This is a genomic window from Photobacterium satsumensis (assembly GCF_050336935.1).
GTDB lineage: Bacteria > Pseudomonadota > Gammaproteobacteria > Enterobacterales > Vibrionaceae > Photobacterium > Photobacterium satsumensis.
Genome location: NZ_JAKJSK010000008.1, coordinates 243,525 through 269,930 on the forward strand (window position 1 = coordinate 243,525; position 26,406 = coordinate 269,930).

Sequence of the window (26,406 nt, forward strand, 5' to 3'; positions counted from 1 at the left end):
TTAATCCGATAGATAAACTCGAATTTCCCGATGTGACGAAAATCATTTGTTACAATTAGACACCAACTGAAACAACACATTGATACCAAATAGACTACATGAGCTTAACCTTAGGAACTGTGCTTTGAATGAGTCCCTTGCCTTGGATAGGTAAGCCATTCAAAAGCGGGTCGAAAAATGATCAGGGTTAACACCCCGTCATTTAAACACTCATCCCCCAGGCAGTTATCAAGGTATTGTGATGCCACAGAGTCTATTGCGTTACACCAACATACTCAGCATTGTTGGTGATTTGATCAGGGTAGAAGTACCCAACCTCTCCTCAAGCAATTCGAAGGCCAAGTACGGCGATCTTGCGATGATTGAGCAAAACGGTGAAAACTACTCACTTGCTCAGATCATCAAAATCGACAATGAAGAAGTGTCTCTTCAGGTCTTTGCCGGTTGTAAGGGTCTATCAACCAATGCCGCCGTTTGCTTCCTTGACCAGCCAATGCAGGTCACCTATTCACCCAATATCCTAGGCCGTATCTTTAACGGTGCCGGACAACCTATTGATCATGGTCCAGAGCTGGAGACCGATCCCAAGGTCGAAATCGATGGCCCTTCGGTTAATCCGGTTCGCCGTACGCTCGCCTCCCGCATGGTGCGTACCAATGTCCCGATGATCGATGTATTCAACACCTTGGTTGAATCACAAAAAATTCCGATTTTTTCGGTCGCCGGTGAACCGTACAACAAATTCCTTGCTCGTATCGCCATTCAGGCCGAAGCCGATGTGGTGGTCTTTGCAGGTATGGGCCTCATTTATGATGACTACCATTTCTTCAAAACCCAATTTGAGGAAGCGGGGGTGTCGTCACGTACCATCATGTTCGTTAACCAGGCGTCCGACCCAACTGTTGAGCGTTTACTGGCTCCGGACATGGCGCTATCTGTTGCCGAGCACTTCGCCGTCGACGAAAGCAAGAAGGTACTGGTGCTGCTGACCGACATGACTTCCTACGCCGATGCGATGAAGGAAATAGGTGTCGCGATGGACAAGATCCCAGCCAACCGTGGCTACATGGGTGATTTGTACTCGCAACTTGCCAAGCGATACGAAAAAGCGTGTGACTACAAGGGTGCTGGCTCTGTCACCTTGCTGGCCGTTACGACCATGCCGGGCAATGATGTAACTCACCCAGTACCGGATAACACCGGCTATATCACCGAAGGTCAGTTCTACCTCCATGAAGGTGTACTTGACCCATTCGGCTCCCTGTCCCGCCTTAAGCAGATGGTCGTTGGTAAAGAAACCCGTGAAGATCACAGTGCCATCATGAGTGTGATGATCCGTTTCTACTCCGATTCAGTGGAGGCCCAGCAGAAGCAAGCCATGGCGTTTGAACTGTCCGAGTACGACAAGAAGACCCTGAAATTTGGCAAGTACTTCAAGGACAACTTCATGACCCTGGATGTCGATATGAGCTTGGAAGATGCCTTGGATTTCAGCTGGAAGATCCTTGCTGAGTGTTTTGACCCGGAAGAAACCCTGATCAAAGACAGCTTACTGGAAATGTATTGGCCTTTCCCTGAGCAGTTGGATCTGGAAACAGAAACTACAGAGGGTTAATCCATGGCAAAGGTAGCACTTAACAAAAGCTCGCTGAACAAGCAAAAGCGGAGTTTGAAAACCTACAACCGCTACCTGCCTGCGTTGGAACTGAAACGTCAACAATTAATGCTGGAGCGGAAAAAAGCCGAGCAAGCCTTGGAGCAAGCCAAACAGCGTGTCGCAGAATTGCGTGCTCTGGTTGAGGAAGCCATTCCCATGCTTGCTTGCAAAGAGATCAACGTCAGCAACCTGGTCAAGGTCACCGACGTTAAGCTTGCCACCCAGAATATTGTTGGCTGCCGGGTCCCGGTCGTCGAATCGGTCGATGTCGAAGTGACCCCGTACAGTTATCTCGCCCGCCCGCACTGGGTCGATAGTGTGGTACGTCAACTGAAGGAAATGGTTCGCCTGCGTGTCGAACTGGCCGTGTGCCAGCAGCGCTACGAATTAATCAGTGACGCCACGCGGGTTACCAGCCAGCGCGTGAACTTGTTCTCGAAGGTCCTGATCCCTGATACCCAAGAAAGTATCAAGCGGATTGGTATCTATCTCTCGGATCAAGAGCGTGCTGCGGTAATGAACGCCAAGCTATCGAAACAAAAAGTGTTGGCGCAACAAGAGAAAACGCAGGGAGGCCAATCGTGAGTATCAAACAGTTAAAACGCTTAACGCTCGGTGGCCAAGCCTCTCGCCGGGAAGAAATCCTGATGGCGCTACAGGCTCTGGGCTGCATGCACCTTATTCCGCTGAGTCAGGATGATGCCGATAGCAACCACGCTATCGCCATGCAGCAACCCTCTGACGCCAGCGAAGCGTTGGCGTGGCTGAGCCGCGTCGAACGCAGACGCCGCCCGGTCAGGGACAAGGATCTGGTTGATGTCGATGAATTGGTTACACAGATTCTCGAAAACAAACTGCATATCCGCCAGCAACAAGACAAGCGTGACTTACTCAAAGAACGCCTGCAGTTGTTACGCCCATGGGGGGAGTTTGAGCTTCCTGACATAAGTACAATCAACAACTTGCGATTCTGGTTTTATCTATTGCCGCTGAAAAAACTCACTGCCATGGCAGAAGTGGACCTACCTTGGCAAGAGGTACATCGTGACCAGAAAAACGCCTACGTGGTGATTGTGTCTGAGTCTGAGCCCGATCCGGCCTTGTTACCCGTCGATCGTTCGCACATCGGTGGGAGTAGCCTGTCCCAAGTCGAAGAGTACCTCGAGATTGCCGAGCAGCATCTAGAGGACTTGTTGGCAGAGCGCGAGGCGTTAACCCGCTGGATTTACCCGCTGAGCCAGTCACTGGCTGCGAGTCAGGATCATGCCGAGTTGCTGTTGGCCTCATCAGGGGTACAGGACGAAGGCGAATTCTTCCTGATCCAAGGTTGGATGCCTGCCGATGCCCAAGATGCCGTTATCGAACTGGCCAACGTTTATGGCTCCGCGGTGTTGTTTGAAGATCCCAAAGCCGATGACCAACCACCGACCCTACTGGAAAACTCCGAGTTAACGGGTGGTGGCGCAGAGGCGATGGGCTTTTTCCAAACCCCGAATTACCGTGCATGGGACCCAGGCAACCTGGTGTTCTATTCGTTCTCATTGTTCTTCGCAATGATCATGAATGATGCCATGTACAGTGCCATTCTTGGCCTGATCATCCTGTTCTTCCGTGACAAGTTCGATGCCTCTGAAGAGGGCAAAAGACTGAAGAATATGGGCCTGTTCATGTCTGGACTCGGTATGTTCTGGGGTGTGCTCGCGGGCAGCTACTTTGGTATGGCGCCGAGCGAAGGCAGTTTCTGGGACTTTTTCCACATCATCGACATGAATGATTATGGCGCCATGATGAGGCTTTCGGTCTTTATCGGTGTCATGCACCTGATCATTGCCAACACAATGACCGCCTACATTAACCGCTCTCAAAAACGTGCATTCGCACCACTGGGTTGGGCGGCGCTAATGTTCGGTGGCATGTTGCTATGGTTTGGCGTTACTGGTGCCGTCTGGAGCTGGTTCGGTAAAGGTTTAGGCGGACTATTGATGCTAGGCGGTGCCGGTCTGGTCTGTGTTTACAGCAGTGATCGCCCCATCAACAGCCGTAAAGATCTGGCCCTGCGCATTCTCGATGGTGCCAAGGCGATTTACAACATCACCAGTGCCTTCGGTGACATCTTAAGTTATATGCGTTTATTCGCACTTGGCTTATCTGGTGCTTCGCTGGCGATGACATTTAACTCACTAGCAGGTCAAGTTGTCGAAGCCCAACCCGTTTCTGGGGTGCTGTTTGGCGGCCTGATCTTACTGCTTGGCCATATCTTAAACTTCGCGCTCTGTGTCATGAGCGGCGTAGTACACGGTATGCGCTTGAATGTAATTGAATTTGTTAACTGGGGACTATCCGACGAAGGATACCCATTCAAAGCTTTTCGGAAGAAAGAGGATTAAAACATGGAACAATTTGTTATTGCACTTGGTTGGTTGGGCGCGTTCGCTCCTGTTGCTCTGGGTGCTATCGGTTCAGCGATCGGCTGTTCGGTAGCCGGTCAGGCCGCATGTGGCGCCATGTTAGATGTCGAGTCTGGCTATGGTAAATACATTGGCCTATCAGCCATGCCTTCTTCTCAGGTTATCTACGGTATCGTGATCATGTTCTCCCTGTCAGCGATTGGTGTTAATGCCGAGACGGCAGGCGGCCTATTCGGGGTGGGTCTGATGACTGGTTTTGCCTTGCTTTTCTCTGCTATCTATCAGGGACAAGCGGTTTCTGCGGCAATCAACGCATCGAAAAACAAGCCTGAAGTCTTCGGTCTGTCTATTGCTCCAGCAGCAATCGTAGAAGGCTTCTCAGTATTTGCTTTCGTCTTTGCGCTAGTGATGGGTGCCAACATCGGCGCATAAGGAACAGAACATGTCAGTAGAAAACCAAAAGACAACACCTGTTTCGACAGGGATCAAGCAGCTGGTTGATACCCTTCGCCAAGAAGGTGTGGATGCAGGTAAAGACGCTGCCGATAAGATCATTGCCGAAGCGCGTGAAGAAGCATCGACCATCGTTGCCGAAGCTCGCGACAAGGCCGGTCTGATTCTGGGCAACGCGCGTAAAGAAGCGGATTTCGTTTCAACAGCCGGCAAGCAAGCGTTTGAAATGGCTAATCGCAATGCCATTTTGGATCTGAAAGCCTTCTTGCAAGATGAGTTTGCCAAGCAGATAAAAGCGACAGTCGGCACCCAGTTGACGGATGAAAAGCTACTACAGCAAATGATCCTCGAAGTGGCAGGCCGCAGCGCAATCAAATCCGATGAACCGGTTGAGGTTATCTTGCCCACCCGAGTGGTGGGGGTAAATGATCTCAGTGCTAACCCTGAAGAGCTCAAAGAAGGGACATTGATCCACTTCGCGGTGGCCCAAGCCGCAGAAATGCTTCGCGAAGGTGTCACTTTCAATGTCAACGAAGATAACAAAAATGCCGTTGTGTTCCGCCTGAAAGATAAAGATATCGAAGTGGCACTGTCGGATGAAACCGTCACCCAGATGATGCTTAACCATCTCCAACCGCGTTTCCGCGCGTTGCTGGAAGGTATCGTCAAATAAGTACAGAGGCAGGCTTGTCCTGCCTCTCCTTTAACAAGGAACGTATATGTCTGATAAAGCATATCATGGCCTATTGACGTCACTGCCGCATATCGACTCTCTGTTTAACAGTAAAATTACGCCGATTTCACGTTACCAGTTAGAGCGCCGATTAAGTGCCCTGTCATTTGATGAACGCAAGCACCTCAACATGATTGAGCAAATCATGCACTGGGATCGCACCAAGAATGATGCTGATGATGCTGAGCTCATCAAGTTTGCTACTCGGGCGCGAAGCGAGGTGAACAGCCAAGTGCTTCGTGACCTCATTGATTGGCGATTGGATATGCGCAGTGTGGTTGCAGCCCTTCGCCGAAAAAAAGCCGGTGAAAAAGCACCAACCGGACCTCGTTGGAGCTTCGGAACCCGCTACGAATTTATTCGCCGCAACTGGAGTGCACCCTACTTTAATCTGCATTTCACCTTCCCGTGGCTACCGGATGTCGCTCGATACATGGAGCACGACCAGAGCCTCGAGGTTGAAAAGGCCCTGCTCGAAGCCGTATGGGAGCAGCTTGACCGTATCAGTACCAAAGAACGCTTTAGCTTCGAAGCCGTGGTGATTTATCTATTGCGCTGGAATTTGGTTTCTCGCTGGACGACCTACAACAGTGAGATAGCCATCGAGCGATTCGACCAACTCGTAGAAAACGCACTGGGTGACTTTGCCAGTGATCTACCGCATTAATTTTGAAAACAGGTTGTTCAATGAGCACGGAATTAATCAATAAAACGCCGACAGCCCACGTTACGGCAGTCATTGGCGATACACTGACCATCCGCCTTAACAAAGGCGATAAAGGCCAGCTGGTAAAAAACGAAGTGGTATATGTACTGCCTAGCCGCAAGCAAACCGATGGCCTTGATGAACTGCTAATGGCCGAAGTATTGCGCGTGCGAGGCGACTCTGCCGATATTCAGGTATACGAAGATACCCGCGGTGTTGCTGTGGGTGACAGTATTATCCAGACCGGAGAAATGCTAAGCGTCGATTTAGGGCCGGGGATCTTGGCCCAAATCTATGATGGCTTGCAGAACCCGCTAGAGCGTCTTGCACAAATCCATGGCAAATTCCTTAAACGGGGTGTTCAGGTTGATGCGCTAGATAAAGCCGATACCTGGGCCTTCAACGCCGTTGCCAAAAAAGGCGACAAGCTCCGCGCAGGCCAATCACTGGGCACTGTCCAAGAAGGCCGCTTTACCCACCAGATCATGGTGCCCTTCTATATTAAAGGGGAAGTCGAAGTTACCTGGATCCAAGAAGGTAGCTTTACGATTGATACGGTTATCGCCCATATCACCGATAACCGAGGTAAAGAGCACAATCTTACCATGGTACAGAAATGGCCAGTTCGTCAGTCTATCGCCAACACCCTGACCAAAAACGGTGGTAAAACTCAACGTAAATTCCCTAACGAGCCGCTAGTCACCACCACCCGGACCATCGATACCTTCTTCCCGATTGCTCGTGGTGGAACCGGTTGTGTACCGGGACCCTTTGGCTCAGGTAAAACCGTCCTTCAACACGGGATCTCCCGCTACTGTGACGCCGATATCGTTATCGTAGTAGCCTGTGGTGAACGTGCCGGTGAGGTAGTGGAAACAATCGAGGAATTCCCTCACCTGCCCGATCCTAAGCACGGAGGTACCCTGATTGACCGCACCGTGATCATCTGTAATACCTCATCCATGCCGGTCGCTGCCCGTGAAGCCTCTATTTATACTGGCCTTACCCTCGGTGAGTATTACCGCCAAATGGGCTATAACGTATTGTTACTGGCCGACTCCACGTCTCGCTGGGCGCAGGCGATGCGCGAAACCTCCAACCGCCTGGAAGAGATCCCCGGTGAAGAAGGTTTCCCGGCTTATATGGACTCGGCTATCAAGGGCGTCTATGAACGTTGCGGTGTCGTCGATAACGAAAACGGCACTGATGGCTCGCTAACCATGATTGGTTCGGTTTCCCCAGCAGGCGGTAACTTCGAAGAACCGGTGACCCAGTCGACGCTGGGTACTGTTAAGACCTTCCTAGGCCTGTCCTATGAACGTGCTTACAAGCGCTTCTACCCAGCTATCGACCCGCTGATTTCTTGGTCTCGCTATCTGGATCAGCTTGAAGGTTGGTATGCAGATAACCTTGGTCCCGAGTGGGTTCCGACGGTAAAAGAGATGAAAGCACTACTCTCTACCGGAGATAGCATTGGCCAAATGATGCAGGTAACCGGTGAGGAAGGGATCTCGTTGGAGGACTACGTGGTTTACCAGAAAGCCTTGTTCCTTGATATGGTTTATCTGCAGCAAGATGCCTTTGATGACGTCGACGCGTCATGCAGCTTCGAACGTCAGCAGTTTATCTTCGGCAAGGTCGTCAATATTATCCGCACCGAGTACGACTTCACCGACAAAGCTGAAGCACGTAAGTACTTTACATCCATGACTCGTTACTTCCGAAACTTCCACTACGCGAAAGACAATACCGCGGAATATCACGACTATATATCCCGTATTGATATGCTACTGGAAGATACGGTGAACGCAACAGTATAAGCTTAATAAACAAATAGTTAAGCATAACAACCAGCATATCTATGATTAGATTGTGCTGGTTTGTTGTGCTTAGAATATTTCGCCACTAAAACATATTCGACATATAAATACACGAGAGCTGCAAAAAGTCGAACATCAAGCCAACAAACAACCGATCCAGCAGTACTAATCACCATTTGAATCATAAATGCACAGCATGTTTAACCTTACCGTCACAGAATGTACTTTACAGACATATAACACCATGAAATCCTGTAAAACAGAATGTTAAAAGGCGCTTTTCCCGCCCCCTGAAATCAGGAGTGAACTCGGCAAAATCTTAGCAATCTTTCGCTCAAAACGATTTATTAGAACAAAAAACGGTCAGAAATTACCGGGTGAGTTAAAATTCAGTTAATAAATGTGTTTTCAGAATATCGTTCTGCCGCAAAAAACGTGATCTGAAACATATCTTTGATTATTGCTCAGCATTTTACTTCGCCTTAACACGTAAAGTGCTGTTAACCTGCTCCGCGCTCTGGTGAAAGATTTACAGAGTGAATAATTATAAGGAGTGTTTTATTCATGCAAGCACAAAAGAAAAAAATGTCCCTGACCGGCCGAGTAATTCTGGGTATGGTATTGGGCATCCTGACAGGATTCATTATTCGTTCACTTTTTGCTGAATCATCTTTTGTCCACGAATATTTAGTGAATGGCCTGTTCGAGGTTGGCGGTGCAATTTTCATCGCAAGCTTGAAGATGCTAGTTGTACCTTTGGTATTTGTATCTTTGGTATGTGGTACCAGTACTCTGAAAGACATCAGCACACTGGGTCGTTTAGGTGGTAAAACACTGGCGTTCTACCTGACCACCACCGCGATTGCTATTACACTCGCCTTGCTTATGGGTAACCTATTCAAGCCAGGTGCTGGCGCTGATCTTTCTGCGGCAACCACATTTGCGTCTAAAGAAGCGCCATCACTGGGTCAGGTCATTATCGATATGTTCCCGACCAACCCAATCAGCTCTATGGCCCAAGGTAACACGCTGCAGATCATCGTGTTTGCGATTCTGTTCGGTGTTGCAATCAGTGCCGCGGGTAAACCGGGTGAGCGTATTGCCGGTATCTTCGCTGATCTCAACGAAGTGATCATGAAGCTTGTTGCCTTGCTGATGAACATTGCTCCATTCGGTGTATTTTTCCTAATGGCGAAATTGTTCACAGGCCTTGGTCTAGACGCTATCTTCAATCTGCTCGGTTACTTCCTGGTACTGACAGGCACCCTGCTGCTGCACGGCTTTGTGGTCTACGGTTCACTGTTCAAGATTTTCACCGGTCTAAGCCCGAAAGTGTTCTTGAAGAAAATGGAAGATGCGATCATGTTCGCATTCTCAACAGCTTCTTCTAACGCGACCATTCCAGTGACGATGGAAACAGCCACCAAACGTCTTGGTGTCAAAAACCGTATCGCATCATTCACTGTACCACTTGGCGCTACCATCAACATGGATGGTACTGCGATCATGCAAGGTGTAGCGACAGCATTCATTGCTCAGGCCTTCAACATCGACCTGACAATGGGCGACTACATGGCTGTTATCGTTACTGCTACCTTGGCCTCTGTGGGTACTGCTGGTGTACCGGGCGTTGGCCTTATCATGCTGGCTATGGTATTGAACCAAGTTGGCCTACCTGTTGAAGGTATCGCACTTATCATGGGTGTTGACCGTCTACTGGATATGATCCGTACCGCTGTTAACATCACAGGTGATAGCTGTGTAACTTGTATCGTCGCGAAAACAGAAGGCGAAATGGATATCGACCGCTTCAACGACCCGCATGCGGGTGAGAAAGAAGAAGAGGTCCACCTGCATCCTATTTCTAACTCGTAGTCACGCGATTACAAATAGAGAGTTCTCCCCTATTCAAAGGCTCCCATCGGGAGCCTTTTTTGCACCATAACGTGTCACGCCTGCACCATTTTCGCACTCGTTATAACGACCAAATCAACATCAAGATATAACCACTTGAATAATAGAGATTAAATATTTCTGTCACCTGCTCCACAATGGAATAATGCTTGCAGCATTACTCACCATGATCAGACTTATGTGATTGGAAGGGAGGCTGCATGCTTTATTTTATTCTTACCCTCTGCCTGTTTGGTATTGCGCTTGGTGTCGTCATTATTCGATCCCGGCAACAGCGAGATATACTGCAAAGCCGCTTTAACCAAATCATCGGCCTGCGTCAGCTCATCCACCTGCTGCGCTTCCATCGCCGCCAGTCACACCAAGCCCTTAAAAGTACGCCGCCAATAACAGAAAACCTGAGTGAATCTATTGCGATAAAAACCTTGGTCCACAGCCTGATCAACCAATCAGAAACCACCAGCAAACCCATGTATCGAATTCTGAATAAACAGCTCAGTACCATTTTGGATGAATGGCCCAAGTATTCCGTCCAGCGTAATCAGTCCACCCACGGCAAAGCAATCCGTCATGTACTGTACCTGATTGATGATACCTTGACCCAATGCCTGCTCACCACGGAAAAAGAAGAGCTGTTCAAGCACTACCAAGGGACTTGGCCTGTAATGCTCAACGCCATCGACAGCCTGAGCCGTTTTCGTTATGCCATTGAAAACTACAAGTTGGGTAGCGACGTGATGGCAAGGGAGCTAGGACTCCACGTACAGATCCTCAGACGCAGAATGGCACAGTTGCACTTGCCCGATGATCCTGCAGTACCGCCATTGATCATCGAGAAACTTTTTAGCCATTATGAAAACATCAATTTGAACGGACATGATAAGGATCAAGTGAAACACCACCTCTATCAGTTTTCTCTGGAGGCTTCAGATACCCTCTTCCACTTATTCGATTTAGTGCTAGCGCACATAGGCACCGAGCTATCGATTAGGCTACCGGAGCTTACTGTAATGGAAGATAAGAAAGTGGTTCAAATCATTGCCCGGTACTGAGACCGGGCAGTTGGGGAGGAGGAGCTGTAATTTATTCCAATCTAAGTGATTCGACTTAGAAAATAAAATGGGCAATAGCGACGATAATCGGCAGGGTCACTAATGTACGCAGGACAAAGATAGCAACCAGTTCCAAGAAGTTAATTGGCACCTTGCTGCTAAGGATCACCGAGCCTGTTTCCGACATGAAAATCAGCTGGGTAACAGACAGTGCTGCCACAACAAACTTGGTCATCTCTGTATCAATGCTCGAAGCTGCAATGATTGACGGAACATACATATCGGTAAAACCAACCAGCATTGTTTGTGCTGCGGCTTGCGCTTCAGCGACATTCAGCAACTCAAGTAGCGGAACAAAGGGGGCACCCAACAGAGAAAATAATGGTGTAGTTTCTGCTACAACCAAGCCGAGGGTACCAATTGCCATTACCACCGGCAGAACACCAATCACCATATCCAGCGCGTTATGAACACCTTCTTTAGCCACCGAGCCAAGGCTTTTCACTTTGTCGGCACGTTGCAGGGCCAAATCCATACCGAAACTCATTGCAGACTGACCTTCCGGTACCAATTCGTCATCACGGTTTGGAGCGGTTCCATCAATATAGAGGTCTTTTTTGTATGATAGCGGTGGCAGGAACTGAATAACCATAGCGGCAACCACGCCAGACAAACAAATCGCTGCATAGAAAGGGACAAAGTAGTTCTGCAAGCCCACCTGAGTCAGTACCACCAGCGAGAAAGAGATACCGACTGGCGAGAACATGGTAGCAACCACAGCGGCCTCACGGGCGGTGTATTTCTTTTGTTCGTATTGCTTGCTGGTCAAGATAACGCCGACAGTACCATCACCCAACCACGATGAAATACAGTCAATCGCTGCACGGCCAGGCAGTCTGAATACCGGACGCATGAACTTACTGAGTAGCGTTCCCAAAAGCTCAAGCAGGCCGAAGTTAAGTAGCAGCGGTAATAACAAACCAGCAAAGATGAAGGTAACGAACAGTGAAGGTAGCAAATCATGCAATACCAGGCCACCGGTATTACCGTTCCAGAACATTTCTGGGCCGACTTGATACAAGGCCGTCAAGGTAAATGCTGCACCTAGACTACGAATAACTAACCAGGTTGGGCTCAATACGAAAAGGCGAGTAAGCAAAGGAGATTGAGTCACAAAAGTAGGCTTTGCCACACTTGCCAAGACTGAAACCACAGCAGACAAACAGATAACCGCCGTTACCGTCGGCAGGATAGCGTCACCTAACAAAGCTTTGAAGCCTTTAGCCATCAGGGCTAGAGGAAAGGTAAAGTCACCATTGATGGTAAGTGGTGCCAAGAAAAAGAACAATCCCAGTATTGAGGGAATGGCGAACATCAGCACATTCCTGCTGGTCTTGTGGTTGCTTTGGGCTAAAAGGGTATCTGTCATTCTACTGCTTCCTGAATGATTACACTTTCAATAAAAGTGCATAATTTCTCAATAGCGCGATTATATCGAATATCCATTCGGACACAAGCACCAAGTGAGAAATTAATCATATTTATCGCATAAAAACCCACATATAACCTTTCAAAGCAGTTCTTTCTTTCAGCGACCCTTTTCATGGCTGTAAAAAAAACCCAGCCTATTGGCTGGGTTTTGGTATTTTGCAACAGCGGTATAATTAACCGATGTGTGTAACGTTGTTCATGTACTTGCGAAGTAGCTCAGGAATACGGATACGGCCGTCTGCTTCCTGGTTGTTCTCAAGGATAGCAACCATAGTACGGCCAACCGCTAGGCCAGAACCGTTCAGGGTATGAACTAGTTCAGGCTTCTTCTCACCTTTACGGCGGAAGCGTGCTTGCATACGGCGAGCCTGGAAGTCACCACAGTTTGAACAAGAAGAGATCTCACGGTAAGTTTCCTGTGCAGGAACCCATACTTCTAGATCGTAAGTCTTCACAGCACCGAAGCCCATGTCACCCGTACATAAGATCACCTTACGGTATGGCAGCTCAAGTAGCTGAAGTACTTTCTCAGCGTGGCCGGTTAGCTCTTCTAGCGCGTCCATTGAATCTTCAGGACGAGTGATCTGTACTAGCTCAACTTTGTCAAACTGGTGCATACGGATCAGACCGCGAGTATCACGACCGTAAGAACCCGCTTCTGAACGGAAACAAGGCGTGTGCGCTGTCATCTTAACAGGCAGATCCGCTTCATCAGAGATAGTGTCACGCAGCATGTTGGTTACAGGAACCTCTGCTGTCGGGATCAAAGAGAGAGTACGAGGCTCTTCGTCATTCACTTTCTCAGTCAGTGGCTGAGTGTGGAACAGATCAGCACCGAACTTAGGTAGCTGACCAGTACCGAACAAGCTGTCAGAGTTCACTAGGTACGGCACATACATCTCTGTGTAGCCGTGCTCGTCAGTGTGCAGATCTAGCATGAACTGGGCAATCGCACGGTGTAGGCGAGCAAACTGGCCTTTCATCACGATGAAACGTGCACCAGACAGTTTAACGGCACTAGCGAAATCAAGGCCGTCAGCCATTTCGCCTAGGTCAACGTGGTCTTTAACTTCAAAGTCGTAAGACTGTGGCTGGCCCCAGCGTGAAATTTCAACGTTTTCGTTTTCATCTTTACCTGCAGGTACAGAATCATCTGGCAGGTTAGGGATCGTTTGTACAATGGTGTCCAGCTCAGCCTGAAGCGCTGCAAGTGCTTTTTTCGCGTCATCCAGCTCAGAGCCAAGGTTACCAACTTCAGCCAGGATACGCTCAGCTTCTTCGTGATCGCCCTTCGCTTTCGCTTGGCCAATGGACTTCGATCGGGAGTTACGCAATGCCTGAAGCTCTTCAGTTTTCACCTGAAGTGACTTACGTTTTTCTTCTAGGGAACGTAGTAGCTCTACATCAAGAGTGTAACCACGGCGCGCTAATTTTTCGGCTGTTGCGTCCAGCTCAGTTCGAAGTAATTTAGAATCTAGCATGCTAATCCTGTGCTCAAATGGCTCTAAAGTGCACATTATTTAGCCAAAGTGATGGCCAAATAATTTTTAATTCAGAAGGCGTTAGGCAACCTAACGCGGATCCCTAAACAATACCCAAAAAGCCCTATTATTGATAGCGCTTTGAGGCGCTTTTTGCATCTAAAGAAGCCAGATAATCTAACTTTTCGGAAATTTTGGTCTCTAAACCCCGATTTGTCGGCTGATAGTAGCGAGTGCCCGCCAACTCCTGCGGGAAATAGCTCTCGCCTGCAGCATAAGCCCCCGGCTCATCATGAGCATATCGGTACTCCTGGCCGTACCCCATCTCTTTCATCAGTTTGGTCGGCGCATTACGCAAATGATGCGGAACTTCATAGTCTGGGTAGTTCGCGGCATCCAACTTGGCTTGTTTAAATGCGGTATACACCGCATTACTTTTCGGCGCACAAGCCAAATACACGATAGCCTGAGCAATCGCGCGCTCGCCCTCATAGGCCCCGACACGGGTAAAACAATCCCAGGCCGATACAGCCACCTGCATTGCACGCGGATCAGCATTGCCGATATCTTCTGAGGCTATCGCCAACAGACGACGGGCAACATACAAAGGATCGCACCCTGCCTGCAGCATACGGGCAAACCAGTACAGACCGCCATCCGGGCTCGAGCCGCGGATCGACTTGTGCACGGCAGAAATCATGTCGTACCACAGGTCACCCTTGTTATCGAAACGGGCGATCTTCTCGCCCGCCACCTCGGCCAGTAAAGCAAGTGTGATCTGCTTGTTGCCCTGCTTATCCTCATCCGCCATATCAATCAACTGCTCGAGGTAGTTCAGTGACATCCGGGCATCACCCCCTACTAGCTCGGCAAGGCGTTCTTTGACTTCATCGACAAACACCAGGTTGCTCTCTGCAACGCCACGCTCTTTGTCTTCCAGCGCCTGCTCGATGACTTCGAGAATTTCATCAGTATCCAGAGATTTCAACTTATAGACACGGGCACGTGATAGCAGTGCGTTGTTGAGCTCAAAAGACGGGTTTTCCGTCGTTGCGCCAATAAAGGTTACCGTGCCATCTTCGATATGGGGCAAGAAGGCATCCTGCTGGCTTTTATTAAAACGATGGACCTCATCCACAAACAAGATAGTTCGACGGCCGGCCATCTTGTTATCGCGGGCTTTATCGATAGCTGCACGGATATCTTTGACACCTGATGTCACAGCCGATACACGCTCAACTTCTGCATTGGCATAATGGGCGGCTACCTCGGCCAGCGTGGTTTTGCCAGTACCCGGCGGCCCCCACAGGATCATGGAATGCAGGTGTCCGGCTTCCAGCGCACGCCTTAAGGGCTTGCCTTCAGCCAAAATATGTTTCTGGCCAATGTATTCCTGCACAGTTCGTGGGCGCATTCTGGCTGCCAGCGGACGAAAATCCGATGAAAAGTCCAGGCTGAAATTACTCAAAATCACCACTCCTCTGTAACCAAGCCAAATAATCACTCATTCGGCTTGGTCTTAAAACAAAATTAGGCGGCACTGTCGTACCACCTAAATCAATCTGGTTCACTGTTTGATATCGCCTAGCTGTATAGCCTAGCTCATTCGTTCTAGCTTAATTGCGCTGGTCATCCAGCTCAACCCCTTGCGGCGGGGTAAAGGTAAATAGGCTCGAGGCAGGCGTCTGCTTCTTGAATTTCGATAATTTGAAATTACTGCGCTGACCATCTTGCTCAACCACAGAGAAACTACGTACTTCACCCGACTTGGCAACAGTGACAACAAATTTCCCCATTGAGGACGCCCCGCTCTTCGGCGTCAGAGTGAAGGTATCAGCGGTCTGGGACACATTGTAATTCTGCCAATCTGCGCTGCTGTTTCGGGTTAGCAACACAAAAGGTGTCTGCTCTGTAGCATCTTGCAGCCACACAGCTGTCACTTGCTCGATGAACGGATTGTAGTACCACAATGTTTTACCATCAGATACCAGTAGGTTCTCATCAGGCATAACAGTATTCCAACGGAACAGATTAGGGCGCTTGATAGCAACATCTCCTTCCCCTTCTCCCAGCAGGTCACCTTCAGGACTGATCAGCGTTTGCTTGAAGTCGGCACTAAAAGCATTGACCTTACCAAGGCGAGTACTCAATTCCTGCTGTGGATTCGCCAATGCTTGGCCAGCCAACAACAGTGGGCTAGCGACCAACATACTCAAAAGCACTTTTTTAATCATTCTGTTAAACCTTTTCTGATGCCTGCTATTTGATCGTAGCAGGCATGATAATTACGGGTTGTCTTGTGTTTTATCAACAGCTAGTCACGGGGCGGAGGCGGCGGAGCCAAGACCTCACGGTTACCGTTATGACCTGGTGCACTGACGATGCCATGGGCCTCAAGCTGTTCGACAATACGGGCAGCTCGGTTGTAACCAATCTTAAATCGGCGCTGGACACCGGAAACTGAACCGCGGCGCGATTCGGAAACAAACGCAGCCACTTCATCAAACAGTTGATCGAGATCATCGTCACCCGCTGTCGGAGTTTCACCCGGCAACAGGCCTTCGCTCCCTTGGTCGGCTTCCAAGATCCCTTCGATATACTGGGGCTTGCCACGGGCTTTCCAGTCATTGACCACGTTGTGTACATCTTCATCCGATGCAAAGGCACCGTGGACACGTACTGGGTGGTTACTGCCTGCTGGCAAATAGAGCATATCACCCATCCCCAGCAACGACTCAGCACCGCCCTGATCGAGAATGGTTCGGGAGTCCGTTTTGGTCGATACGGTAAAGGCCATACGGCTTGGGATATTGGCCTTGATAAGACCGGTGATCACATCCACCGACGGACGCTGGGTCGCCAGCACCAAATGGATCCCTGCCGCACGTGCTTTCTGTGCTAGCCGGGCAATCAGCTCTTCAACTTTCTTGCCCACCACCATCATCAGATCGGCAAACTCATCAACGATAACAACAATGCTTGGCATTTTTTCCAGCATAGGCGGGTATTCATCCATGCTATCGCCCGGCTTCCACAGCGGATCATGGATTGGATGCCCCGCTGCAGCCGCTTCTTCCAGTTTGGCATTGAAGCCAGCCAAGTTACGTACACCACAGGCAGCCATTAGCTTGTAGCGGCGTTCCATCTCGCCGACACACCAGCGCAAGGCATTACTTGCATCTTTCATGTCAGTGACTACTTCGGTCAATAGGTGCGGAATACCCTCATAAATCGACAATTCCAGCATTTTCGGGTCAATCATAATGAAGCGACAATCTTCCGGCTTGCACTTGTACAGCAAACTCAAGATCATGACGTTCACCCCGACCGACTTACCCGAACCGGTTGTACCGGCTACCAGCAAGTGTGGCATCTTACACAGATCGGCCACCACAGCTTCACCGGCAATGTCATAACCCAATACAATCGGCAACGCGCCTTTCTTGTGCTGGAAGTTATCACTGGCCACTACCTCAGACATATAAACCGTTTCGCGGTTCACATTCGGCAGCTCAAGACCGATATATGGCTTACCCGGGATCACTTCTACCACACGGACCGCAGACGCCGACAAAGCACGGGCCAAATCTTTGGCAAGGCCGGAAATACGGCTGACTTTCACACCCGGCGCGAGATCGAGCTCATAACGGGTGATCACTGGACCTGGGTAAACACCCACGACTTTGGCTTTAATTTTATAATCAGCAAGTTTCGACTCAACCAGCATTGCAGTCTGCTTGAGCTCTTCCTCGGTTGTCGACTGAACGTTTTGCTTCGGTGGAGCCAGCAGGTCGATGGTTGGCATTGGTGATGTCGGTGTTGGCAAATCCGCTTCCCGTTTCATCAAGAACGGGTTGTCTAAACCAGCGGCTTGCGCTTGGGCTTTCTGGGCATCACGGATCTTCTTGAGGAACGCCTCTTCGTCACTTACCCCTTCCCCGCTGTTGGCCATATGCTCTTCGCTATCGGCAGGCGCAATTTCACGCTCTGCCCGCTCAAGCTCAGACATACCATCCTGCACACCGATTTCAATATCGTGAGTCAGCTCGGCTTCGGCTGGCATTTCCTGGTTATGTTCAACCACCTCGGTTACCTCCTGTTGAACTGGCTCATACATGCCAGTTTGAGCAACATGAGGTTCTGTTGTAACAGGCTCAAGGTGAACCGATGATGAATTCTCCTTAGGGATGAACTCATCATTACTGAATGACATGCCCGCGGAAAGATCGGGCTCTACGACCGATGCTGCCGCAGCAACTTCAACTGCCGAGCCTGTCGCAGGTTCAAACGCAGGAACAACCACAGATTCTCGTTCAGGAGCAGTTTGGTCTGCATTAATCTCAACGGAAGAGGCCAAGTTTGACGCGACGACGTCTTCTTGCGGCGTTAATTTTCCTTCATCGACATATACTGAGAAATTCTCATCAATATCCAGCTGCCTTTCAAGCTCGGCGATCGACATCCCCTTAGCTTGCTGGGTCGAATTAACCTCAACAATCTCGTCATCACTCAATGCGGCGCTACTTTCTGGTGAAGGGCTTTCCGGCACACTAGACAACGTCGGCTCAACCGGTGTTACCACGGATACTGGCTGCACCGGCTCAGCTTGAGCAACTGACGCAACATTCTCCGCTTCGACGGCTGGATCGTTAACGATTGGCGCTTGAACAATTGGCGCTTCGGCCATCGCCACATTGGCTGCGGTTTCAACACTCGCTTCAGCATTGGCTGCGACTGCGGTTGCCGCCGCTGCTGTGGCGATCGCGCTGTTACCTTGAGCTAGAGACTGGGCTTGAGCCTGACGGTGACGCTCAGGCATCACAATTTTAGGTTCACTGGTATTCAACAGCGGATCTGCTTGCTGGGCGGCATGCTGGGTGCCATCCAGTAACGGAGTATGCTGTGCCGACTGGTCAAAACTTGGCTCCTGACGGGCAAAGCGATTTCGTTCCTCAACCTGAGGTGAGGTTGGGCGACTGCTCGAAGCCAGCAACACATCGTCAGCATCAGGTTCAGACTCCGTTTGTTGCATCGCAAGCTGACGGCCGAACTCGGTCTGGTGCTCATCCGGGATATCAGCAGCAAATGGTGTCAATGTCTCTGATTTATCAGAACGAACCTTGTTAAGCAGCCAGGCCATGGAGCCAAGTACCGTCTCACCAATGATATCGACAATGGTCAACCAAGAGATGCCGGTAAACAGGGTAAAACCCACCGCCCAAGCAAACATTAAGATCAGAGTGGCCCCCAGCAAATTGAACATTGGCAGCGCCATATTCGACACGACATCACCAATCACACCGCCAGAAGAGAAATACCAGATATCATCAAAGTTCAGATCAGCAAGCCCGCAGCTGGCGACAAAGATGCAAAGCAAACCAAGAAGGCGGGTACCATAAATCATGTAATCCAGCTTGAGAGGCTGCTGGCGCCTACGGAACAATATCCAAGCAGCGAGAATGATCACCGCAGGAAGTGGATAGGCAAGCGAACCAAATACAAACAGCAAGGTATCGGCAACCAAGGCGCCGAATGCCCCTGCTTTATTTTGCACCGGCCCTTCCCAAGCCGTTTGGGACCAAGAGGGATCGGCAGGATCAAAACTTAACAGCGCAACCATGATGAAAATCGCCGACAGGATGCCGATGATAAGAAAGCTTTCCAGTAGGCGCTGTCCCCCGGAAAGACGCATTTTAGGCTGCTTCTTGCCCTTTACTTTCCTCAAAAAAACACTCCGATGTAACAAATTGCTTAATACCCAACCCATTCTGCCTGCGGGCAGATACGTTGAATCTTTTTAACTATCAGAACAAGGACATCCCTGTTCAGTATTATTATTATGCCAATCGCTGATGGCGTGTCAGGCGCCAGTAAAAATAGGGCCTTTTGGCCTTTGGAATTCAACCGCAAACCTACAGCCTTATCTTATACTAAATAGCACCATAATTTGCCATTTTGAAAAGGTGAATATAGGAAGGGACGACGAAGTTTTCACAGGAAGTGCTGAAAATCCAAGCACCTTGAGTTAGCAATGGCTAGGGCTGTTTATCTTGAGTTGCATGGACCTGAAACAAATCAAGCGGCAGAACGCCGCTTGATTGATATACCCAAAAGCCTTGGATATAGACCTATTTCCACTGTGAAGCTTAACGTGTTTTGATCACAAGGTTGTTGGTCTGCTTCACTTCTTCCATCACCACGTAGGTACGAGTGTCGTTCACACCAGGAAGACGTAGCAGGGTTTCACCCAGCAACTTACGATACGCAGACATGTCTGATACACGGGTCTTCAACAAGTAGTCGAAATCACCAGAGACCAAGTGACATTCTTGAATATCTTCCAGCTCTTGCACTGATTTGTTGAATTGCTCGAACACATCAGGTGCACCACGGTTTAGCGTAATTTCAACGAAAACCAATAGGGAGGCATCAAGATACTGCGGGTTAAGAAGCGCGGTATAGCCACTGATGTAGCCCTGACGCTCTAGTCGGCGTACACGCTCAAGACATGGGGTTGGAGACAAGCCTACACGCTTGGATAACTCTACATTTGAAATGCGACCATCTTTTTGAAGTTCATTCAAAATGTTACGGTCAATACGATCCAATTCCTTGGATGGTTTTTTCTTGGTATCTACCATTTTTTATTCCACCTTCTTACTTCCTTGCAAAAAAATATACTACATCTTTCTATTTTTTAGAATCAAATACTCTGTTAGTCAAACTATACTGCCATTAGATCTGCATTTACATCCTTGTCAATAGCCAATCATACTGGATGCCAAGGGAGGAGCAGCATGATTATCGGAGTCCCCAAAGAAATCAAAAATCACGAATACCGTGTTGGCCTAGTAACCAGCAGTGTCCGTGAGCTCACATCACTCGGTCATCAAGTCTTGGTCGAAACCCAGGCCGGTGTCGGAATCGGGCTGTCAGACGCAGACTATGAAAACGCTGGCGCTACAATTATTTCTAACGCTAAAGAAGTTTTTACCAGATCAGAGATGATTGTCAAAGTAAAAGAGCCTCAAGCAGAAGAAAGAGCCATGCTGAATAAAGGGCAGATTTTATTCACGTATCTCCATCTTGCACCAGATTTTCCGCAAACAAAAGACCTGATTGATAGCAAAGCTGTCTGTATTGCTTACGAAACCGTCACCGATTCCTCAGGCAAATTACCCCTTCTAGCCCCAATGTCTGAGGTGGCGGGCAGAATGTCTATCCAAGCAGGCGCCCAAACACTAGAGAATTCTAACGGCGGCCGTGGATTGTTGCTCAGTGGCGTCCCGGGAGTCGAACCGGCCAATGTGCTGATTTTAGGAGGCGGGGTCGTCGGCTCCAATGCCGCCCGCATGGCGGTGGGAATGCGGGCCAATGTCACCCTACTTGACCGTAATCTCGATACCCTAAGAGCACTCGATAGCGAGTTCAAAGGAGCTGTAAATCTCATCTACTCAACCACGGAGATCATCGACCGGCTGGTGCCTGAAGCCGACATTATCATTGGTGCGGTGCTGATCCCCGGTGCAGCGGCGCCCAAGCTAATCACCGCTGATCACGTCAAGAAAATGAAGACAGGCTCTGCGCTAGTAGACGTCGCGATTGATCAAGGTGGTTGCTTTGAAACCTCCCATCCGACTACCCATGCAGACCCCACCTATATCGTCGATGGTGTGGTGCATTATTGTGTAGCCAATATGCCGGGAGCCGTGGCAAGAACGTCTGCTTTTGCGCTTAATAATGCGACGTTGCCCTATGTAATAAAGCTCGCGAACCTCGGTTACAAAAAAGCCTTGCTGGCTGATCCCGGATTCCTTGCAGGAATGAATGTGATATATGGTAAAGTGACTTGTAAAGAAGTTGCCGACAGTTTTGACTTGCATTTCACTGATCCGACTGTCGCTATCAGCATGCACTAACCTTGAATTGTTATATCTAATGGTTATAGCTTATATCGAAATAATCTAAATGAATTATCCCTGCTGCCGGGTATTAAACTCGGCAGCGTGAATTTACAGGGAAAAGACCGCGCTACAATCCCCTCTTTCCATAGCGCTTCAATTTACCTACAATCACCCCTCATAAGATCAAAAACCTCATTCAGCCTGGAGAAGTAATGAGTAACGTAAGACATTGTAAACTGCTCATCCTTGGTTCTGGTCCTGCTGGCTATACTGCCGCAGTATATGCTGCGCGTGCCAACCTTAACCCGGTAATGATCACGGGCATGCAGCAAGGTGGTCAGCTCACCACCACCACAGAAGTTGAAAACTGGCCAGGTGACGCCGAGGGTCTAACTGGCCCAGGGCTGATGGATCGCATGAAAGAGCACGCAGAGCGATTCGAAACCGAAATCATTTTTGATCATATTAACGAAACTGATTTTAGCCAGCGCCCTTTCCGTCTAAAAGGCGACAGTGGCGAGTACACCTGTGATGCATTGATTATCTCGACAGGCGCTTCAGCCAAATATCTGGGCTTGGAGTCAGAAGAAGCCTTCAAGGGGCGTGGGGTTTCAGCTTGTGCAACCTGTGACGGTTTCTTCTACCGTAACCAAAAGGTTGCCGTTGTGGGTGGCGGTAATACCGCTGTCGAAGAGGCACTGTACCTGTCTAACATCGCTTCGGAAGTTCACCTTATTCACCGCCGTGATACTTTCCGTTCAGAGAAAATCCTGATCAAGCGACTGATGGACAAGGTCGAAAACGGCAACATCATCCTGCACACCGACCGTGTACTGGATGAGGTATTGGGTGACGACATGGGCGTAACAGCAGTCCGTATCAAAGATACCCAGTCAGAAGCGACAGAAACACTCGACGTCATGGGTGCCTTCATTGCCATCGGCCACCAGCCAAATACGGGTATTTTTGAAGGCCAGCTAACAATGAACAACGGTTACATCAAAGTACAGTCAGGTACTGAAGGTAACGCGACCCAAACCAGCGTAGAAGGCATTTTTGCCGCTGGTGATGTTATGGACCACACCTACCGTCAGGCCATCACATCAGCCGGTACTGGCTGTATGGCCGCGCTTGATGCAGAGCGTTTCCTCGACGCGCTAGAAGAACAAAAATAATACTCATGGCCACCACTCAAGGTGGCCTTTTTAGCCTTCACCTTTAAGCCTGCTCTGCTGAGCAGCGCAAGAATTTAATATGGATAAACAATTACAACGCGATTTAACCAAATGGTTGAAATCACAGAGTAAGCTGGCAAAACGCTGGCTCATGCTCAGTGTCGGCCTGGGGTTCATGTCGGGGTTGCTACTCGTTGGCCAAGCAGCGTTGCTTGCCCATATCCTGCACCAACTCATCATTGAACATACGGATAAATACCAACTGGTTTCAAGCTTTGCTGGCCTCTTTGTCATCGTCGGGCTCAGGGCTGCCTGTAGCTGGGGGCGCGAGATATACGGCTACCGCTGCGGCGAACAGATCCGGCTGCATATCCGTCAGCTAATCCTGCAACGATTACAACAGTTAGGTCCCGCCTACATCAAAGGCAAACCAGCCGGAGTCTGGGCTAGCCTGGTACTTGAGCAGGTAGAAGAGATGCAGGACTTCTTCTCCCGCTATATCCCGCAGATGTCGATTGCGGTACTGGTCCCTATGGTGATCTTGTTCGCTGTATTCCCGCTTAACTGGGCAGCTGGCCTGATTTTCCTCATCACCGCACCCCTGGTTCCAATCTTTATGGCTCTGGTCGGTTTAGGTGCTGCCGATGCTAACCGCCGTAACTTCAAAGCGCTACAACGCCTATCCGGCCATTTCTATGACCGATTGCAAGGCTTGTCGACCTTGCGGTTATTCAACCGTGCCGAAGCTGAAGCCGACAACTTGCATGCCGCTTCCCATGTCCTACGTAAGCGGACCATGGAAGTACTGAGAATGGCCTTCCTCTCGTCGGCCGTGCTGGAATTTTTCTCGGCGCTCTCAGTCGCAATTACCGCGGTTTACTTTGGTTTCTCATTTATCGGCGAGCTGAATTTCGGCCACTACGGTGTTCCAATCAGCCTGTTTACCGGCCTGTTCATCTTGGTACTCGCCCCCGAGTTCTACCAGCCACTGCGTGATCTGGGCACGTTCTACCATGCCAAAGCACAAGCTATCGGTGCGGCCGAGTCAATTGTTGAGTTCCTTAACAGCGAAGCCGATGGCATGAGCCAAGGTCAAACTAACTTGGAATCACCAGAGACTATCTCGATAACTGCCGAGCAGCTGGAAGTACTCAGCCCGCAGGGGCAAGTGTTGGCTGGCCCTCTTAGCTTTAGCATCAATGCCCACGAGCAAGTTGCGCTTATCGGCCCTAGTGGCGCAGGTAAAACCAGCCTACTCAATGCCTTGCTAGGCTTCTTGCCCTACCGCGGTAGCTTGAAAATCAACGGGACTGAGCTCAATGACCTTGATCACAGCCAATGGCGCCAAGCCATCAGCTGGGTCGGTCAGAACCCGCTGTTACTGCACGGTACTGTTCACGACAACATCACGCTGGGCAACCCACTGGCTACCGAAGAACATATCAAGCAAGTCTCTCAACAAGCCTATGCTGACGAGTTTATCCAGCGCCTAGAGCAAGGTTACCAACATCAGGTGGGTGATCGCTCAGGCGGTCTGTCTGTCGGCCAAGCACAGCGTATTGCTGTGGCCCGTGCCATGTTACAAAGTGGCGCTTTCTGGATTCTTGATGAACCCACAGCGAGCCTAGACGCCAACTCTGAACACTTGGTGTTGGAAAGCTTGAAAGATGCCGTTCGCGGTCAAACCACCCTGATGGTAAGCCACCGGCTTGATCAACTGGCCGCAATGGATCGTGTCCTCGTGATGGAAAACGGTAAATTGGTCCAGAATGGTCCTTTCGAACAAATTCGCCGGCAAGGCCTACTTGCTGAAATGCTAGCCCATACCGACAAGAGGGATCTCGATGCGTGATTTAATCCCTTACCTCAAGCTCTACCGTAAGCACTGGTTCGGCCTGACACTTGGCATGCTGCTTGGGCTAGGTACCTTGCTGGCCGCCATGAGCCTATTGACCCTATCGGGCTGGTTTATTACCGCGTCAGCTGTCGCGGGGCTGACAATTGCCCGTGAAACCTTCAACTACATGCTACCGGGTGCCGGTGTGCGTGGCTTCTCGATTGCCCGTACCGCGGGCCGTTGGGGCGAGCGGGTAGTCAGCCACAATGCGACCTTCAAGCTACTTGCTGACTTGCGCTTGTTCTTCTTCCGCAAGCTGACTCCGTTGATCCCGGGCCGCCAGACCAACCTACGCGATGCCGATTTGCTCAACCGCCTAGTCGCTGATGTTGATGCGATGGATCACGTTTACCTGCGCTTGGTCAGCCCATTGCTGATCGGTGTTATTGGTTTACTGGCTATCACGGGTTTCCTCGCTTGGTTTGATGTCACTATCGGCCTGACCCTAGGCGCCATCCTGCTCTCCTTGATGCTAATCCTACCAGTAATCTTCTACCGTCTGGGCAAATCCAACGGTGAAAACCTGACGATGGATAAAGCCAACTACCGGGTGAAAATACTGGACTGGATCCAAGGCAATGCCGAGCTGTTACTGTTCAACGCCGAGGACCGCTACTACCAAGCCGCCCTCAATGAGCAGCAAGCCTTATTGGATGCTCAGCGAAAAATGGCCAACCTTACCGGCCTTGCCAATGCCATCCTGATGGCGGCTACTGGCTGGACCTTGGTACTGATCACGTGGATCGCGGCTGATGGCATTGCCGGGCAAGCTCCGGATCCATTTGTTGCCATGGTCGCCTTTGCCACCATGGCCAGCTTCGAGTTGATGATGCCAGTGGCTGGCGCATTCCAGTATCTGGGACAAACCCTGACGTCTGCCCGCCGACTGAATGAGATCATTGAAGCGACGCCAGATACACCGTTTGATCCCAATGGTCACACCGCAGAGGTTGAGGGTGCACTGGATCTCCAGAATATCAGCTACACCTACTACGGCAGTGACGAACCGGTATTGAAGAATATATCGTTAACCATCGGCACAGGCGAGAAAGTCGCGCTGCTTGGTCGTACCGGTTGCGGTAAATCTACCCTGCTGCAGCTGATCACCCGTAACTGGGATCCACAGCAAGGGCAAATCACCCTTGATGGCGTACCGCTGCCCCAGTGGCAAGAAACACCGCTGCGCCAAGCTATTACCGTTGTCAGCCAGCGTGTTGATGTATTCAATGGTTCGCTGCGTGAAAACCTGCTGCTCGCCAAGCCGCAAGGAACTGATGAAGAGTTCTGTGACGTGCTTGCCAAAGTTGGCCTGGATGCCTTGCTGGAAGGCAAAGGGTTGGATACGTGGCTAGGCGAAGGTGGACGCCAGATCTCTGGTGGTGAACGCCGCCGGATCGGTATTGCCCGCGCCCTACTGCACGACGCGCCAATCCTGCTGATGGATGAACCAACCGAAGGGCTGGATCGCCGTACCGAACAACAGATCATGGCTTTGCTACTGGAACACGCCAAAGACAAGACAGTGTTGTTCATTACCCACCGACTGGTTGGTTTGGAGCACATGGATCATATCTGTTTGATGGATGAAGGTGAAATCATCGAGCAAGGCAAGCACCAAGCACTGCTGAGCGAGAATGGTCGATACACCGAGCTTTGGCAGCGTATCTAATACCAATCTGGATAAGTAGTTGATCAAGTATTTGCACTGGAAAAAT

Annotated in this window: 19 protein-coding genes; 13 read left to right on the forward strand and 6 right to left on the reverse strand. The window is 49.9% G+C overall.

What is annotated here, in order from left to right; all coding sequences use genetic code 11:
* Positions 1–241: 241 nt before the first annotated feature.
* From L4D79_RS17305 to L4D79_RS17345, 9 genes are all read left to right on the forward strand, one after another.
* On the forward strand, positions 242–1,615 hold the full coding sequence (locus tag L4D79_RS17305) for a V-type ATP synthase subunit B (RefSeq protein ID WP_428652816.1): 1,374 nt from the start codon (positions 242–244) through the stop codon (positions 1,613–1,615).
* A gap of 3 nt (positions 1,616–1,618) precedes the next feature.
* On the forward strand, positions 1,619–2,242 hold the full coding sequence (locus L4D79_RS17310) for a V-type ATP synthase subunit D (protein ID WP_428652817.1): 624 nt from the start codon (positions 1,619–1,621) through the stop codon (positions 2,240–2,242).
* On the forward strand, positions 2,239–4,044 hold the full coding sequence (locus L4D79_RS17315; RefSeq protein WP_428652818.1) for a V-type ATP synthase subunit I: 1,806 nt from the start codon (positions 2,239–2,241) through the stop codon (positions 4,042–4,044). The genes L4D79_RS17310 and L4D79_RS17315 overlap by 4 nt, the downstream gene beginning before the upstream one ends.
* 3 nt (positions 4,045–4,047) lie before the next feature.
* Positions 4,048–4,497 carry an ATP synthase subunit C gene (locus L4D79_RS17320; RefSeq protein ID WP_428652819.1) on the forward strand — a complete coding sequence of 150 codons (450 nt, stop codon included), beginning with the start codon at positions 4,048–4,050 and terminating at the stop codon, positions 4,495–4,497.
* Positions 4,498–4,507: 10 nt separating this feature from the next.
* Positions 4,508–5,191, forward strand: coding sequence for a hypothetical protein (locus L4D79_RS17325; RefSeq protein WP_428652820.1), 684 nt, complete (start codon positions 4,508–4,510; stop codon positions 5,189–5,191).
* 46 nt (positions 5,192–5,237) lie between these two features.
* A complete protein-coding gene (locus L4D79_RS17330) occupies positions 5,238–5,918 on the forward strand; it encodes a DUF2764 family protein (RefSeq protein WP_428652821.1) in 681 nt (226 codons plus the stop codon).
* Between the two features lie 20 nt (positions 5,919–5,938).
* The gene (locus tag L4D79_RS17335) at positions 5,939–7,777 is read left to right on the forward strand and encodes a V-type ATP synthase subunit A (RefSeq protein ID WP_428652822.1); all 1,839 of its coding nucleotides are present in this window, start codon (positions 5,939–5,941) and stop codon (positions 7,775–7,777) included.
* Between the two features lie 564 nt (positions 7,778–8,341).
* Positions 8,342–9,652: a dicarboxylate/amino acid:cation symporter gene (locus L4D79_RS17340; protein ID WP_428652823.1), complete on the forward strand. Its 1,311-nt coding sequence runs from the start codon at positions 8,342–8,344 to the stop codon at positions 9,650–9,652.
* Positions 9,653–9,891: 239 nt separating this feature from the next.
* Positions 9,892–10,743, forward strand: a complete 852-nt coding sequence (locus L4D79_RS17345; RefSeq protein WP_428652824.1) for a hypothetical protein — start codon at positions 9,892–9,894, stop codon at positions 10,741–10,743.
* A 55-nt stretch (positions 10,744–10,798) separates the two neighbouring features.
* Here L4D79_RS17345 and L4D79_RS17350 read toward each other — a convergent pair whose 3' ends face one another.
* The 6 genes from L4D79_RS17350 to lrp form a co-directional block, all read right to left on the reverse strand.
* A complete protein-coding gene (locus L4D79_RS17350; protein ID WP_428652825.1) occupies positions 10,799–12,172 on the reverse strand; it encodes a YjiH family protein in 1,374 nt (457 codons plus the stop codon).
* Positions 12,173–12,407: 235 nt separating this feature from the next.
* A complete protein-coding gene (gene serS, locus L4D79_RS17355) occupies positions 12,408–13,715 on the reverse strand; it encodes a serine--tRNA ligase (RefSeq protein WP_428652826.1) in 1,308 nt (435 codons plus the stop codon).
* Positions 13,716–13,842: 127 nt separating this feature from the next.
* Positions 13,843–15,189: a replication-associated recombination protein A gene (locus L4D79_RS17360; RefSeq protein WP_428652827.1), complete on the reverse strand. Its 1,347-nt coding sequence runs from the start codon at positions 15,187–15,189 to the stop codon at positions 13,843–13,845.
* 142 nt (positions 15,190–15,331) lie between these two features.
* On the reverse strand, positions 15,332–15,946 hold the full coding sequence (gene lolA, locus L4D79_RS17365) for an outer membrane lipoprotein periplasmic chaperone LolA (RefSeq protein ID WP_489685942.1): 615 nt from the start codon (positions 15,944–15,946) through the stop codon (positions 15,332–15,334).
* An 83-nt stretch (positions 15,947–16,029) separates the two neighbouring features.
* Positions 16,030–19,440: a DNA translocase FtsK 4TM domain-containing protein gene (locus L4D79_RS17370; protein ID WP_428652829.1), complete on the reverse strand. Its 3,411-nt coding sequence runs from the start codon at positions 19,438–19,440 to the stop codon at positions 16,030–16,032.
* A 421-nt stretch (positions 19,441–19,861) separates the two neighbouring features.
* On the reverse strand, positions 19,862–20,356 hold the full coding sequence (lrp, locus tag L4D79_RS17375) for a leucine-responsive transcriptional regulator Lrp (protein WP_036832575.1): 495 nt from the start codon (positions 20,354–20,356) through the stop codon (positions 19,862–19,864).
* A gap of 156 nt (positions 20,357–20,512) precedes the next feature.
* On the opposite strand from lrp, the gene ald reads away from it, so the two are divergent.
* The 4 genes from ald to cydC all read left to right on the forward strand — a co-directional run bounded on the left by ald (position 20,513) and on the right by cydC (position 26,360).
* A complete protein-coding gene (gene ald / locus L4D79_RS17380; RefSeq protein ID WP_428652830.1) occupies positions 20,513–21,634 on the forward strand; it encodes an alanine dehydrogenase in 1,122 nt (373 codons plus the stop codon).
* A gap of 197 nt (positions 21,635–21,831) precedes the next feature.
* Complete coding sequence (gene trxB, locus L4D79_RS17385) at positions 21,832–22,794, forward strand: thioredoxin-disulfide reductase (protein WP_428652831.1); 963 nt, start codon at positions 21,832–21,834, stop codon at positions 22,792–22,794.
* Positions 22,795–22,873: 79 nt separating this feature from the next.
* Entirely contained in the window at positions 22,874–24,646 is a 1,773-nt protein-coding gene (gene cydD / locus L4D79_RS17390) for a heme ABC transporter permease/ATP-binding protein CydD (protein WP_428652832.1), read from the forward strand.
* Positions 24,639–26,360 carry a heme ABC transporter ATP-binding protein/permease CydC gene (cydC, locus tag L4D79_RS17395; protein WP_428652833.1) on the forward strand — a complete coding sequence of 574 codons (1,722 nt, stop codon included), beginning with the start codon at positions 24,639–24,641 and terminating at the stop codon, positions 26,358–26,360. Before cydD ends, cydC begins: the two co-directional genes overlap by 8 nt.
* Positions 26,361–26,406: the final 46 nt, after the last annotated feature.

Excerpts from the sequence above, each read along its gene's own strand:
- L4D79_RS17305 (WP_428652816.1), top strand. The coding sequence starts at position 242 with ATGCCACAGAGTCTATTGCGTTACACCAACATACTCAGCATTGTTGGT.
- L4D79_RS17310 (WP_428652817.1), top strand. The coding sequence starts at position 1,619 with ATGGCAAAGGTAGCACTTAACAAAAGCTCGCTGAACAAGCAAAAGCGG.
- L4D79_RS17320 (WP_428652819.1), top strand. The coding sequence starts at position 4,048 with ATGGAACAATTTGTTATTGCACTTGGTTGGTTGGGCGCGTTCGCTCCT.
- L4D79_RS17325 (WP_428652820.1), top strand. The coding sequence starts at position 4,508 with ATGTCAGTAGAAAACCAAAAGACAACACCTGTTTCGACAGGGATCAAG.
- L4D79_RS17330 (WP_428652821.1), top strand. The coding sequence starts at position 5,238 with ATGTCTGATAAAGCATATCATGGCCTATTGACGTCACTGCCGCATATC.
- L4D79_RS17335 (WP_428652822.1), top strand. The coding sequence starts at position 5,939 with ATGAGCACGGAATTAATCAATAAAACGCCGACAGCCCACGTTACGGCA.
- L4D79_RS17340 (WP_428652823.1), top strand. The coding sequence starts at position 8,342 with ATGCAAGCACAAAAGAAAAAAATGTCCCTGACCGGCCGAGTAATTCTG.
- L4D79_RS17345 (WP_428652824.1), top strand. The coding sequence starts at position 9,892 with ATGCTTTATTTTATTCTTACCCTCTGCCTGTTTGGTATTGCGCTTGGT.
- L4D79_RS17350 (WP_428652825.1), bottom strand. The coding sequence starts at position 12,172 with ATGACAGATACCCTTTTAGCCCAAAGCAACCACAAGACCAGCAGGAAT.
- serS (WP_428652826.1), bottom strand. The coding sequence starts at position 13,715 with ATGCTAGATTCTAAATTACTTCGAACTGAGCTGGACGCAACAGCCGAA.
- lrp (WP_036832575.1), bottom strand. The coding sequence starts at position 20,356 with ATGGTAGATACCAAGAAAAAACCATCCAAGGAATTGGATCGTATTGAC.
- ald (WP_428652830.1), top strand. The coding sequence starts at position 20,513 with ATGATTATCGGAGTCCCCAAAGAAATCAAAAATCACGAATACCGTGTT.
- trxB (WP_428652831.1), top strand. The coding sequence starts at position 21,832 with ATGAGTAACGTAAGACATTGTAAACTGCTCATCCTTGGTTCTGGTCCT.
- cydD (WP_428652832.1), top strand. The coding sequence starts at position 22,874 with ATGGATAAACAATTACAACGCGATTTAACCAAATGGTTGAAATCACAG.
- cydC (WP_428652833.1), top strand. The coding sequence starts at position 24,639 with ATGCGTGATTTAATCCCTTACCTCAAGCTCTACCGTAAGCACTGGTTC.